General features: G+C 51.7%; 14 protein-coding genes. 8 read left to right on the forward strand and 6 right to left on the reverse strand.

Features of this window, described 5'->3' with window-relative positions; translation table 11 throughout:
* The first annotated feature begins 6 nt into the window (after positions 1-6).
* The 4 genes from KNP06_RS06965 (at position 7) to KNP06_RS06980 (ending at position 3,926) form a co-directional block, all read left to right on the forward strand.
* Positions 7-699, forward strand: a complete 693-nt coding sequence (locus tag KNP06_RS06965; RefSeq protein WP_034780802.1) for a response regulator transcription factor — start codon at positions 7-9, stop codon at positions 697-699.
* Positions 696-2,075 carry a sensor histidine kinase gene (locus tag KNP06_RS06970; RefSeq protein WP_214788338.1) on the forward strand — a complete coding sequence of 460 codons (1,380 nt, stop codon included), beginning with the start codon at positions 696-698 and terminating at the stop codon, positions 2,073-2,075. The genes KNP06_RS06965 and KNP06_RS06970 overlap by 4 nt, the downstream gene beginning before the upstream one ends.
* 64 nt (positions 2,076-2,139) lie before the next feature.
* Positions 2,140-2,505, forward strand: a complete 366-nt coding sequence (locus tag KNP06_RS06975; protein ID WP_205729343.1) for a DUF1499 domain-containing protein — start codon at positions 2,140-2,142, stop codon at positions 2,503-2,505.
* Positions 2,502-3,926 (forward strand): dihydrolipoyl dehydrogenase family protein, encoded by a 1,425-nt coding sequence (locus KNP06_RS06980; RefSeq protein WP_138860060.1) that lies wholly within the window; start codon positions 2,502-2,504, stop codon positions 3,924-3,926. The genes KNP06_RS06975 and KNP06_RS06980 overlap by 4 nt, the downstream gene beginning before the upstream one ends.
* 35 nt (positions 3,927-3,961) lie before the next feature.
* Here the strand turns inward: KNP06_RS06980 and KNP06_RS06985 are convergent, their stop codons facing one another.
* From KNP06_RS06985 to KNP06_RS06995, 3 genes are all read right to left on the reverse strand, one after another.
* The gene (locus tag KNP06_RS06985) at positions 3,962-4,738 is read right to left on the reverse strand and encodes a flagellar motor protein MotB (protein ID WP_214788341.1); all 777 of its coding nucleotides are present in this window, start codon (positions 4,736-4,738) and stop codon (positions 3,962-3,964) included.
* The gene (gene motA, locus KNP06_RS06990) at positions 4,716-5,498 is read right to left on the reverse strand and encodes a flagellar motor stator protein MotA (RefSeq protein ID WP_021068127.1); all 783 of its coding nucleotides are present in this window, start codon (positions 5,496-5,498) and stop codon (positions 4,716-4,718) included. Before motA ends, KNP06_RS06985 begins: the two co-directional genes overlap by 23 nt.
* An 87-nt stretch (positions 5,499-5,585) precedes the next feature.
* The gene (locus tag KNP06_RS06995; protein ID WP_021068128.1) at positions 5,586-5,825 is read right to left on the reverse strand and encodes a hypothetical protein; all 240 of its coding nucleotides are present in this window, start codon (positions 5,823-5,825) and stop codon (positions 5,586-5,588) included.
* 153 nt (positions 5,826-5,978) lie between these two features.
* Between KNP06_RS06995 and KNP06_RS07000 the strand changes: the two genes are divergently transcribed.
* The gene (locus tag KNP06_RS07000; protein ID WP_214788344.1) at positions 5,979-7,358 is read left to right on the forward strand and encodes a TrkH family potassium uptake protein; all 1,380 of its coding nucleotides are present in this window, start codon (positions 5,979-5,981) and stop codon (positions 7,356-7,358) included.
* 17 nt (positions 7,359-7,375) lie between these two features.
* On the opposite strand, the gene KNP06_RS07005 is transcribed toward KNP06_RS07000, so the two are convergent.
* Both KNP06_RS07005 and KNP06_RS07010 read right to left on the reverse strand, forming a co-directional pair.
* Entirely contained in the window at positions 7,376-8,446 is a 1,071-nt protein-coding gene (locus tag KNP06_RS07005) for an SDR family oxidoreductase (protein WP_138860057.1), read from the reverse strand.
* A complete protein-coding gene (locus tag KNP06_RS07010; RefSeq protein ID WP_214788347.1) occupies positions 8,443-10,617 on the reverse strand; it encodes a PAS domain-containing sensor histidine kinase in 2,175 nt (724 codons plus the stop codon). The genes KNP06_RS07005 and KNP06_RS07010 overlap by 4 nt, the downstream gene beginning before the upstream one ends.
* Positions 10,618-10,751: 134 nt before the next feature.
* Here KNP06_RS07010 and KNP06_RS07015 point away from each other — a divergent pair, with 134 nt between their 5' ends.
* Positions 10,752-11,237, forward strand: coding sequence for a restriction endonuclease (locus KNP06_RS07015; protein ID WP_235420246.1), 486 nt, complete (start codon positions 10,752-10,754; stop codon positions 11,235-11,237).
* Between the two features lie 217 nt (positions 11,238-11,454).
* On the forward strand, positions 11,455-11,934 hold the full coding sequence (locus KNP06_RS07020) for an LURP-one-related family protein (protein WP_034780813.1): 480 nt from the start codon (positions 11,455-11,457) through the stop codon (positions 11,932-11,934).
* Between the two features lie 67 nt (positions 11,935-12,001).
* On the opposite strand, the gene KNP06_RS07025 is transcribed toward KNP06_RS07020, so the two are convergent.
* Positions 12,002-12,625 (reverse strand): DUF1836 domain-containing protein, encoded by a 624-nt coding sequence (locus KNP06_RS07025; RefSeq protein ID WP_034780815.1) that lies wholly within the window; start codon positions 12,623-12,625, stop codon positions 12,002-12,004.
* Between the two features lie 149 nt (positions 12,626-12,774).
* Between KNP06_RS07025 and KNP06_RS07030 the strand changes: the two genes are divergently transcribed.
* Positions 12,775-13,425: a diacylglycerol/polyprenol kinase family protein gene (locus KNP06_RS07030; protein ID WP_034780817.1), complete on the forward strand. Its 651-nt coding sequence runs from the start codon at positions 12,775-12,777 to the stop codon at positions 13,423-13,425.
* The last annotated feature ends 33 nt before the right edge of the window (positions 13,426-13,458 follow it).

Raw genomic sequence — 13,458 nt, forward strand, 5'->3', positions numbered from 1 at the left:
GGAATGATGAATCGAATATTAGTAGCCGAAGATGAGCATGCGATTCGCAGCTTTATCATCGTTAATTTAAAGCGGGCCGGATTCGACGTCTTTGAGGCGACGAACGGACGCGAGGCGGTCACAGCGTTCGATCGTGAACCGTTCGATGTCGTGTTATTGGATGTGATGATGCCAGAGATGGACGGTTTTGAGGCATGTGCGGCCATCCGTGATTTAGATGAGAATGTCGGCATTATCATGCTGACGGCGCGAACACTCGAAGAAGATAAAATCGAAGGACTCGGCCGTGGGGCGGACGACTACATCGCCAAGCCGTTCAGTCCCGGCGAACTCGTGGCGCGGATTCAAGCACTCCTCCGACGTGTCGAGAAAGTGAAACGAAAAGAGAAGAAGCGATTGAAGTCCGGACCGTTCGCCATCGACTTGGCAGCGAAGCAAGTGACGAAGTATGGGCAGTCGATTGATTTGACCCCGACCGAATACGATTTGATTTGTCACCTCGTCCAAAACGAGGAAGTCGTCTTATCACGTGATGCGCTGTTAGATGCCGTTTGGGGCATCAATTACTTCGGGGACAGAAAGACGGTCGACGTCAACATTCGTCGTCTCCGTCAAAAAATTGAAGATGATCCGAGCCACCCGGCTTATATCGAGACACTGTGGGGGCACGGGTACAAATGGCGGAGACATGACGGATGAAGCAACAGCTCGTCATTCGGATTATGCTCGTCATAACGTTCGTGCTCGTCTTGCTCGTGAGCGTCTTGTCGTACGGAACGTACCGCTACTACTATGAATATGAATCAGAGGCCTTACTTAGCCATGCGACGACGAGTGCCTATCTCTATCCCCAGGCGCAGGTCGGTTTTGAAACACCGAGCGCGTTCTCGGTTCTCGTCCGGACGTTCGGGTATCCAGGCACCGATTTGACGATTGTCGACCGGACCGGTCAAATCATTAAAACGACGGGACAGAGGGCGCAGCAGGCGGCCTTCACACCGGAACAACTGCAAGACCTCGCCCGCGGTGAGTCCATCGTCCAAGATTACGATGCGGAAGGGAACCACTATTTGTCGGTGACGAGTCCCATCATCACGGACGGCACGAGTGAATTCGCCATCAGTTTCACGCGGCCGCTCGCCGATCTCGATACGTTGATTCGCGAGATTTGGATGGCTGTCGTCATGATTGGCGTCTTGATTTGGCTGGTCGCGCTCTATGCCGTCATTCGGATTGCAGACCGCTTCGTCCGACCGATTCGAGACATCATTGAGACGGCTGATGAGATGGCGCAAGGTGATTTTGACGTCGAAGTCTATTCCAATGAAAAACATGAGCTCGGGGCACTGGCCCGGACGCTGACGTATTTAGGAGCGAAAGTGCAGCAGCATCAGTCGACGCGAAATGAATTTCTATCAAACGTGTCGCACGAGTTGCGGACGCCGCTCACTTCGATCAAAGGGTGGACCGAGACGATTCGCGGCGGGGACGAGAAAGTGTCGGAGGAGACCGAGCTCGGTTTGAGCATCATCCATTCGGAGACGGAGCGGATGATTGGGCTCGTCGAGCAGTTGCTCGATTACACGAAAATTGAAGAGAGCCGGCTCGTCTTGTATCGGCAAGAACTCGACCTCGTATCGCTGTTACGGAAAGTGACGATTCAGTTGAAACAGTCGCTCGAGGATAAACAAATCACCCTCATCGAACGGTACCCCCAAAAATCGATTGGACTGTTTGATGAGAACCGGTTGAAACAAGTATTTTTAAACTTACTCGAGAACGCCATTCGCTTCTCACCCGAAGGTGGGACGTTGACCGTACGGTTCGTGCAATCCGAGCGGGTCGCGTTCATCTCGATTATTGACGAGGGGCCTGGTATCTCACGGGATCACCTGCAACGCATCACGGAAATGTTCTATCAGGCGCAAGTGACGAAAGGCAGCAGTGGTCTTGGTCTCGCGATTGCGAAGGAGTTGATCGAGGCGCACGAAGGAAAGCTCGTCATTGAAAGTGAGGTCGGTCATGGGACGACGGTGACTGTTTTGTTGCCGCTCGACCCGAGCGAACTGCATTAAAAGGGTTAAACCTTCCGAATTCAGGATACATGTAATTGTATGTAGAATGAGGGAGGTTTTTTTCGTGGCAACGAAATCATTGAAGCCATTGTCAGGTAGTCCGAACGCTGTCTCGACCGAAACAGAAATTGAGGCGCTACGCATGGAGCCGCTCCCATACGGGCAAGACCGTGCTGAGAGCATCGAGACAATGAAGATGGTGATGGGGCAACTGCCTCGGACCGAGCTTGTCAAGGAGACGGATGACACGCTCCATTATGTCGTCACGTCGAAAATGATGCGCTTTAAGGATGACGTTGAATTCCGATTCGACGATGAGACAAGACAGATTGAATTCCGCTCGGCATCACGACTCGGTCACTCTGACTTTGGGGTGAACCGGAAGCGGATGCAGGATGTGAGTGAACGCTATCGGAGGTTGATGAGATGAAGGATTATCAGTTGATTGTGATTGGTGGTGGCGCGGCCGGGATGACGGTCGCGGCTGGTGCCGCAAACTTAGGCGCAAAGGTCGCCTTGGTCGAGAAGAAAAAACACCTTGGTGGAGACTGTCTTCACGTCGGGTGTGTCCCGTCGAAAGCGCTGATTGCCGCTTCGAAAGAAGCGAGTAGCATGATGCAGGCGGCGCGTGTGCTCGGAGCTGAGTTTGATGGCCGCGACCATTACCAGACGACGAAGGCGCGTGTCGATCGTGCCCGTGCCATCATCCAAGATCATGACGGAACGGAGCGTTTCGAAAAACTTGGTGTCGATGTGTATATCGGCGAGGCATCATTCCAAAGCCCGTACGAGCTTAAAGTCGGAGACGACTTATTGATTGGGAAAAAGTTTGTCATCGCGACCGGATCGAAACCGACCGTACCGCCGATTGATGGATTGGACAGTGTTCCGTACTTAACGAACGAACAAGTTTTTGAAGAAGAGACGCTGCCAGAAAGTATCATCGTCATCGGTGCCGGCACGGTCGGGCTTGAACTTGCCCAATCGTTCGCTCGTCTTGGAAGCCAAGTGACCGTGCTTGAGGCACAGGACACGTTCTTACCGAAAGAAGATGAGTCTGTCAGCAAATTGCTCCGCTCCCAGCTCGAGATGGCGATGCGTCTGAAAATCGGGGTGAAAGTGAAGCAGATTGCGGAAGAGGACGGACGTATTCACGTCACGACTGAAGTCGATGGCGAGACCGTGACGTATGAGGCTGACAAACTGCTCATGGCGACGGGCCGTAAACCGAGAATTGATGAACTACGGCTCGACCGGGCGCATGTGAACGTGAAAGACGGGTACGTTGATGTCACTTCGACATACCGGACGTCCCAACCGCACATTTTCGCGATCGGTGACACGATCAAGACGTTACCGTTCACCCATGCGGCCGGAGAAGAAGGGAAAGCCGTCGTGGCGAACGCCTTGTTCGGACTATGGAACAAGGTCGACTACACGAAGATGCCGTGGATCACGTTCACGGACCCGGAAGTGTTCCACGTTGGCATGACCGAGGCCGAGGCACGTGAGCGTCACGGCGATGACGTCGAGATTTTTGAAGCGAAACTGTCTGAGGTCGATCGGTTCGTCGCCGACCGTCAAGAGACAGGATTCGTCAAAATCATCACCCGGAAGAACGGTAAGATTATCGGTGGGCACGCGGTCGGAATGACGGCCGGGGATTGGATGCAAATCGTCGTCTATGCGATGCAGCGGGGCGAGAAGATCGGTAAACTGTCCCGGATGATCTATCCGTACCCATCGCGTAGCGAAGCGGTCAAGAAGGCGGCCGACTTGTACTGGCGGAAACGTTTGTTCAACAGTCCGCTCACTGAGCTCGCTCGTAAATATTTCGAATGGACGCGGTAACGAAAAAATCCCACTCTCGATCGAGTGGGGTTTTTTTATGGCAAAACGATCGTATCAATCATTTTGGGCGATCCTTCTGACAAATCGACAAGTGGTTTAATCAATACTTCGACGCGGCGGTTTTTCGAACGTCCGGCTTCCGTGTCGTTCGTCGCAATCGGCTTATATTCCCCGTAGCTCGCAAGTGTGAACTGCCCAGGGTTCAAGGCGTCGTTCGTCAACAAGCCGCGCATGAAAGCGGTGGCTCGGGCTGAACTGAGTTCCCAGTTCGACGGGAAGCGGGCCGTGTTGATTGGGATGTTATCCGTATGACCCGATACGACGATTTCACGATTGCCGGCTTGTTCGAGAATACCGCTGATGGAGCGGGCGACTGCTCTAGCATCGCCATCGAGCGTCGCTTCACCCATGCTGAATAGAGCCCGGTCTTGGATCGTCAGGACGAGACCGCTCGAATTGATGGTCGCTTCGATCTCATCCTCGAGTCCATTCTTTTGAATGTATTGATTGACCTCTTCTTTTAACTCATCCAGTTTGGCGAGCTCATATGTCCGAGGATTCGCTGTCGTATCTGTCTTGTTCGTACGGCTGATGTCACTGTTCGAGGCGGTCGACGCTTGGAACACGCTCGTCCCGCCAGAGAACACTTGATTAAAGGACTGGGACATCTTTTCGAGCTTCGTCTGGTCGACGTTACTCGAGGCGAACAAGACGATGAAGAGGGCGAGTAAGAGCGTCAATAAATCGGCGTACGGGATTAACCAACCTTCCGGGATATGTTCCTCATGATCATGCTTCTTTTTGCGCTTCATAGTCGGCTCGCTCCTTTGGAGACAAATACACAGACAATTTATCTTCTAACGTCTTCGGAGACTCCCCACTTTGAATCGAGAGAATCCCTTCAATCATCATCTCTTTGATAATGACCTCGCTCTTCGAATACTGCTTCAATTTATTGGCGAACGGGAACCAGAGGACGTATCCTGTGAAAATCCCGAACAGCGTCGCGACGAACGCGGCTGAAATCGCGTGACCGAGCTTTTCGATATCAGACAAATCTTTGAGGGCCGCAATCAAACCGATAACGGCTCCGAGCACCCCGAGTGTCGGCGCGTACGTACCAGCTTGTGTGAAGATGTCCGAGTTCGCTTTATGGCGTTGCTCCATATTCTCGATATCGCGCGACATCACTTCGGCGATATATTCGGACGGTTGGCCGTCGATGACCATCATCATGCCTTGCTTCAAGAACGGCTCTTCGACTTGTTCGAGCGCTGTCTCGAGCGACAAGAGTCCTTCTTTACGCGCTTGCGTCGACAAGTCGACGAACTGTGTCAACAGCCCGGATTTACTTGGCAACTCCTGCTTTTTGAAGAGAATGCCGAACAACTTCGGTACGTTTTGTAATTGTTCCTTCGAGACGGCGATACTGACCGCGGCCGCTGTCCCGACAAAAATGATGACGAGAGCTGCCGGGTTGATGAGCGGGGCAATCCCGGCTCCTTTCAATACCATCCCTCCGACGAGGGTGAGGAACCCAAGTATGAGTCCTACTAACGTGACGACATCCATGTCTATGTTTTCCACCTTTCTAAAAAAAATCAGGAGACAAAAAAAGCGAGAGACTTAACTCGTCTCCCGCAAATGCGTTCCCGATGGTTAAGCGCCGTTTTCGTCAATCAGCATTTGAATGCTGATATTTCGTTCTTCACGCTCTATATCGGTTAACACGTCGTATTTTTTTAATAATGCGTACAATTGATTCACAACTTCTTGATCGAGTGACCAATGTAGCAGTTCTTCAAGTTGGAAATAAAGATGGGCGGGCATACATTGTGACTGACGCTCCAACCTTCGCGAGACATCCGTTAGCGAATGATCTACCGTACTAGGGTCCACGGTTTCATTCAACCTCCTCAACATTCTTAAAGTCTATCTCTCATATTACCAAAAAAATCGACAAACAGTTAGCGATACATTTTTCTAGTTGGCAATTTTAAAAGTGAGGAGTAATATGAGCCTTAGAAAACTAGATATGAAGGAGATAGCGAGATGCGACATCGATTGACCGTGCGGGAAATGCGCATAAAACGAATTGAAGCGCTCTACCGGCTCGTGTTTGAAAAGCCGGCCCGTTTTATCGCGACTGGATTTTTACTCGCCATCTTGACTGGTGCGACCCTGCTCTACATGCCGTTTGCACAGACGCAACCCGTGTCGTGGATTGACTGTTTCTTTATCGCCACGTCGGCCGGTACGGTGACCGGGTTGTCGACGATTGATATCGGCTCTTCCTTCAACACGTTCGGCGAGCTCGTCATCGTCGCCTTGATTCAAATCGGAGGTCTCGGCTTCATGACGGTCGCTCTCATGTTACTCAGCGTGCTCGGGAAGAAAATCGGCTTGAAACAGCGGATTCTCCTTCAAGAATCGCTCAACTTGTCGGGGCCTGGCGGCACGGTCCGGCTCGTCCGCAACATCGTCTTCACGACACTGATCGTTCAGTTTCTAGGCATGTTGTTTTTGACGGTCGAACTGTACAGCACCGGTGACTATCGTTTCGGTGAGGCGCTCTATTATGGGTTCTTCCATGCGGTGTCAGCGTTCAACAATGCCGGATTCGCCCTATGGCCGGACAATTTGATGCAGTTCGAGCAGAACACAGCTATCGTTATCACGATTGCCGCGCTCTTAATGATTGGGGGGCTCGGTTTTACGACCATCGCCGACGCGACCGAGGTGAAACGTTGGAAACGTCTCGCCCTCCATTCGAAAATCATGATTGCTTCACTCGTCATCGTCAACGGAATCGCCTGGTTCTCGCTCATGTTGTTCGAATGGGTGTCGAATGAAGGTGGGCTGTATGGCCGCCCGTTCGGTGAAGCGATGCACGTCACTTTCTTCCAAGCGGTGACGACGCGAACGGCAGGCTTTAACACAATCGACCTGACGACGATGGCGCCGATTTCGATTGCCGTCATGATCATTCTTATGTATATCGGGGCCGGCGCCGCCTCGACAGGGTCGGGGATTAAAGTGACAACGGTGGCTGTCATCTTGGCCGATATGTGGGCGTTCATCGTCGGGAAGAAAGAGACGGTCATCTTGGAGCGGACGATTGACGCGTTTCAAATTAAAAAGGCGTACGTCGTGGCCATCACGAGTTTCTTCTTTATTTTATTGATTACCGCACTGACCATCTTGACGAACGGTCATATTCCGGCGACGGCGCTCTTGTTTGAGACGGTCTCGGCCTTCGGGACGGTCGGATTGTCGCTCGGAGTCACAACAGAATTGAACGATGCGGGCAAAAGTCTCATCATGTTCATGATGTTGCTCGGACGTGTCGGCTCGTTGACCATCCTGTTCACGGTTGCGCGCCAGATGGATCGAAAGATTCGCTATCCAAAAGAGAAGTTGTTAATCGGATAACACACAAAAAGCCCTGGTCAGGGCTTTTTGTGTGTCTCATAATAGGCGACGACTTTCGGCAAGTAGTCTTTCAAGTCAGGACAGACGATGTCCGTACCGCTCAGTGCCCGCAACGTCTGGGTCGTATCGAAATGGACTTGATGTTTGAAATAGGCGAGTAGTTCGCGCGGAACGCCATAACGTTCCGACAGATGCAGTGCCGAGAATCCGGTCTCCGCGACCGCATGTGGAATCGTCCCGCGTGGAGGACGACCGAACATCTCTTCATGAATCATCCGGTACACTTCGCGTGCGCCGTGTGGGAACGGGTCCGTCAAATGGAACGTCCGTTTTAAACCGACCGGGGCGTGTGCGAGGTAAGCGGTCGCCTCGACGACATAATCGTACGGGACGAGGTTCACTTCGATATTCTGTCGTCCGATGTACGGCAGCGGGGCGGCTTGGCGGAGTTGGTCCATCAGCTTCAAGACGAAGTAGACCCCGTCAAACTTTTTCGTCTCGCCGGTCTCGCTGTGGCCGATGACGATGCCGGGACGGATGATGGTCACCGGCATCGAACCGAGCTCCCGCGAGACGATGGCCTCGGCTTCATACTTCGTCGCCTCGTAATGATTTTTAAAGCGGACACGGTGCCATAACTCGTTCTCATAAACGGTGCCCTGACGGCGTCCGGACACATAGGCGGTGCTGAAGTAGACGTATCGTTTCAAGTGCGGGGCCCGTTTCGCGAGCGAGGTGATGTGTTTCGTCCCAAGCAGATTGATGCGATACCCGACATCATAAGGGATGCTCAAGTCGTACGCAGCGGCCAAGTGAAACACGTAATTCACTTCACGTTCAATGACCGAGCGCATGATCGGGTCGAGCACGACTTCAGGCAGCGTGATATCGGCCTCGACGAGCACGAGTTGATCATCTCGTAACGATGTCGCTTCCAACAGCTCCTGTTTTAAAGCGAGTGCCCCGGAACGTTCGGTCGGGAGGTGGAGCGCGTAAATCGTTCCGATTTGATTCGGCAAGGTTGCGAGGTGCGTAATCATCTTTCCGGCTAAAAAGCCGGGGAAACCGGTGAAAGCGTAATGGTTCATAATGTCTCCTCCGCTAAGTCCAACGTGAACGTGAATGTCGAGCCGACGCCGACGCTCGACTCGACCTCGATACTACCGCCATGTGATTCGATGATTTCCTTACAAATTGACAGCCCAAGACCCGTCCCGCCAATTTGACGTGTGTCCGAGTTGTCGACGCGATAAAACTTTTTGAATAACTCTTCGAACGCATGCTCGGGAATCCCGATGCCGAAGTCTTGAATGGAGACGTGGGCTTGGTTACGTTCATGGCGGACCCGTACCTCGACTTCGTGGTGATGAGGCGAGTACTTGATTGCGTTCGAGAGCAGGTTGATGATGACTTGCTCGATGCGGTCTTTGTCGGCGATGAGGTGAAGCGATTCATCGGCGTCATCGAAATGAATCGAGTGATTGCTCGTCTCGCGGAAGCGTTCGACAACATCGCGGACGAGTTCGTTCAAGATGAAGTGGTCTTTTTTATACTCTTGATTGCCGTCTTCCATTCGTTGAATATCGAGAAAATCGTTCAACAGGTCGGTCAGTCGCTTCGCTTCCTTCGCCATCGTCTTTAAGTAGCGCTCACGCTTTTCGGGGTTCAAGTCGCGAGTGAGCATCAATTCGATATATCCCGACAGTGACGAGAGCGGGGTTCTCAGTTCGTGGGACACGGTGCTGACCAATTCGTTTTTGATTTGGTCCATCCGTTCTTCTTCGGTCCGGTTGCGAAAAACAAACAAGAACCCACTGTCCATTCCGATTTGGCGTTTCGTATCCATACCAGTCCCATACATCTCGTAATATTGCTCGTCCCGATCATTCGGTTGCGGAATCGAGAAGCGCATTGACACTTCTCGCGCCGATCCGTCGAGCAACAAATCGATTTTTTTCAACATCTCGGTGCGGTCACGCGCGCGGAACGTCGTCAGGAGCGGAATTCGCTCTTGCATCTTGTTCGGGGCGATACCCGGCAAATCGAGCAGACGACGGGCGTGCACGTTCATGAACAGGACGCTGCCGTTCGATTCGGTTAAGACGAACGCTTCATTGGACGCCTGTAAAATCGATTGGATGATATCCCGTTGCCGGGCGATGGCGTTCTTCTCCCGCTCGAGCATGCGCTCGACTTTCTTTCGGTCGCTAATGTCGCGCATGACGGCGACACGAAGCGTCTGGCCTTGGAACGCCACTTCTTTCGGGTACACTTCCATCTCGAGGAACGTCCCGTCCTCACGACGGCCGATGACCTCATACGGTGTCTGGATATGATTGCGAATGCGGCGCAACACATCGGCCCGGTAGCCTTCGGCGATGAACTCGATCGTTTGACGGCCGACCATCTGTTCGGCCGGGATACGAAAAATCGTTTCGGCCGCCTTGTTCGCGTCTAAGATCGTCCCGCCTTCATGGAATAGCACGGCTTCGATAACTGATTCGGCAAACATGCGATAGCGTTGTTCTTTATGAAGCAATTCGCCTTTCAAGGCGATCTCAGGACTGACATCGAACACGAAAAAGAAAAATCCGATGACGCGTGCCTGCTCATAGACAGGGTGCATGAACAGTTTTCCGACGAAATGGGTCCGGTCTTTTCGTTGGAACTTCCATTCACGGTCGCCTCGGTCTAACGCCACACGCAGCATCTGTTCGAATGACAAGAGCCGCTCCGTCTCGTCTTGATAGTGGGTCCGCTTCTCGCTCAGTTCTCTTGACTCGAACAGACCGAACGGGGTCATTTCATAGAGTACTTCGTGCGGCGCATATCCGAACAGTTCGGTCGCCCCTTTATTGAAGCGATTGATTAACAGATTGGCATCGGTCATGATCATCGCCATATCAAGCTCAGTGTGCATCATGGCTTCGAACGCGTTATGTTGTACCGTCACCCGTGTATCGAGCGGAAGCGGCTCGATTGAGAGGATGTAGACGTCACCATTGGGGATGGCATGAATCCGGATCGTCGGCATCTCATACGTCCAAGATAGTCCTTGCTCCATCCGTCGTGACAGCTCCATCGTGATCGGTGACTGGTTGACCATATGAAAGATGTTTGATCGCGTTTGTAAGTCTTCAGGGAATTGCTCTAAAAACGGACGGTTTGCTTGGACGATTGTCCCATCCGTCGTGATTAACGCTACACCGTACGGTAAGGCGTGTAGCAGTTCGCTTTGGAGATGTCCTCGGTTCTCCATTAACGATGATCCCTCCTTCTCTATATCAAACGGGTACATCTTCAATACATTCGACAGCTCCCCCTTTGTTTTCCTGCCTTCAAACGGTAAAGTGAAGATAAGAACACATAGAGAGGGCGATGGACGTGAAAGGAATGGGGCTCAGCTTAATGATTGCCCTCGGGTTATGGTGGTGGGATGCACCGATTTGGAGCATCATCGCTTGCGTGGCAGTCGGCCTGCTTTGGCTCATTTGGCGGATGCGTCTCTCGACGATCCACCGCATCGACCGGATGGACGGCCGAGAATTTGAACTATTTTTAGAGGAAGTGTTCACCGCGCTCGGGTACACCGTGACGGTGACCCCGGCGTCACGTGACTTCGGGGCGGATCTGCTCCTTGAAGCAGAAGATGGATGGTCGATCGCGGTCCAAGCGAAACGCTATGAAAAGGCGGTCGGACTCGAAGCCGTCCAGCAAGTCGCGGCGTCTGTTCCATACTATGGCGTGAACGAGGGCTGGGTCGTGACGAACTCATCGTATACCGATAGTGCGTACGAATTGGCGGAACCGAATCAAGTTCGTCTGATTGCAAGAATGGAGCTCGAACAGTTGCTAAAAGAGGCCGGTTTTAAGCGATAAAATCAGGCGTGTTCACAACTTTGACAGAATGGCGGATTGTGTCGAAGAAAAAGGGGTTGTCTTTTTCATCAATCGATGCAATAATCATCTTCGTCATATGAAATATGTAGTCGCTGAAACGAGGAAAGGCGGCTAGCAGTACCAATTTGGGGGTTTCATAGAAAGACCAACCAAACACACACAAATCCAAGGTTGGAACGTATTAGGAGGAAAAGCGGTGCGCAAATTAATTTATGTAAAAGGTTGTGTCTTTACGCAAGGCGAAGCAACCATTTATGACGAGACAAATGATGCGATCGGATCTGTTCACCGCGACGCGGAGGGCAGTGTTCAAGTGCACAACTTGTCAGGCCGTCAAATCGCTCACGGGAAGTACATCCCGAACTGTCAAAAGTGGGTCGTCATGAACCACGACGGGCAGGCGATTGGTCAGTTGAAGGACAAATTCTCGTTATTCGGGAAAAAGTGTGAGTACAACGTCTATGAACGCGGTCTCTATACGATTCAATACGATGTCGAGCGCTATAAGTTCAGCGTTCGAGACAAAGCAGGCAAGCTTGTGGCGGAACTCCGCAAACAAGAGGATGACTGCTTCTGCTTGACGAAAGAGGCCGACCAACTCTCGATGTTCGAGTTGTTGTCTGTCCTTAAAACGTTGACAGTAAAATCACGGATGCCCATCGCGGTATCGGTGTGACCAATATGACGAACACCAGTCACGGCGACTGGTGTTTTTTTATGAAAAAAAGCTCCATTCGACGTGGTCAAATGAAGCGGTTCAAATAATGTTTGGCCTCGATCTCGAGGGTCGTCACGCGGTGCGCGTATAAACAGAGTTTAAGGACGTGCAAGATGTTCGGGTGGGTATAGCCCATCTTCTCGATCGAACGCTTCGCACGGGTGTCGAGGAGCTCGATCGGGCTCGTCGATTTGGCGTACTCGGCGTAGAGACGATAAAAGTCGATCGGTGAGATGAGGTCGTCTTCATCACGGTCAGGGTTGTTGAAGATGAGCGCCAGGAGCGAACTCGTCTCTTCTAGCGAGAACAAGTGCTTCAAATCATCGAGTAAATAAATGATGGCCGCTTGTTGGAGCGAGTACTTTTTACCGACCCGGGGCACTCCGATGATTTTCCGGACCTCTCGTTTCGTCCAGTTTTGGATCGTGGTGGCGGATAAGTGTTCCCCCGTCAACGTGTTCGCCAAAGCAACGATTTGATTGATTGACAATCCGTTCTTTTCAATATGAAACAAATGAATTTTGCGAAGTTCTTTCGGGAAATGCTCACGCACGTCCTCTGGGAAGAGAGAGATGGCCCGGTCTACGTCGCCAACCCGCATATAATGAAGGCAATCAGCCAAAGTTTGAATCGAAATTGCGTCGCGCATACAGGCATCCTTTCTATAGCCACCTACGTCCGTTGGCTATACAGTCATTTGACCTCATTCTACCAAATGTTTGAAAAGGAAGCTAGGCTATCGCCTGATTAAGGTATAATGGAAACGTATAAAAAAATGTAGATAAAGGTGGTCCAACGATGAATGAATGGGTCAGTTCCATCCTGTCCATCGTCATTGTCCTGGTGTTTCTCGTCGGTCTTGAACAGATTGGCAAACGCCTCGGCTGGACGGATGAGACAATTCGAAAGAGTGTACATATCGCGGTCGGCCATTGGTCGCTGCTTGCAGTCTGGTTAATGGAGACTTGGTACGTCGCAGCCGTCCCGCTCGTCTTCTTCACGTTTGCGAACGCATTGCTTCTTTATAAGAGTCCGTCACCGGTCCACCAGACGGAGCGCAAATCACTCGGTACCGTCTATTATCCGATCGCCTTGCTCGTCATCCTGTACTTTTTCTTCGAATCGGAGCCGCTCGCTTTTTTGGCCGGATCGCTCGTTTTGGCGTGGGGAGATGGGTTGGCCGCTCTGATTGGACGTAAATATGGTACAGTGACGTACGACTTATACGGACAGAAACGCTCGTTTCAAGGGAGCATGGCCATGTTCCTCAGTTCGTACGCTGTCCTCTTTTTATTGTTTTTGTGGGATGATGTTCCACTTTGGCAAGTGGTAACATATGGATTCATCATTTCCATTATCGCTACGTTGACAGAAGCGATTTCGTATCGGGACTGGGATAATTTCACAATTCCTATCGTGGTGGCAGTAGCTACATCATTATTGCTATAAACTAATTGCTTCGTTGTAAAGAAAACGTTGCTT

Source organism: Exiguobacterium sp. s21 (assembly GCF_018617975.1).
Taxonomy (GTDB): domain Bacteria; phylum Bacillota; class Bacilli; order Exiguobacteriales; family Exiguobacteriaceae; genus Exiguobacterium; species Exiguobacterium mexicanum_A.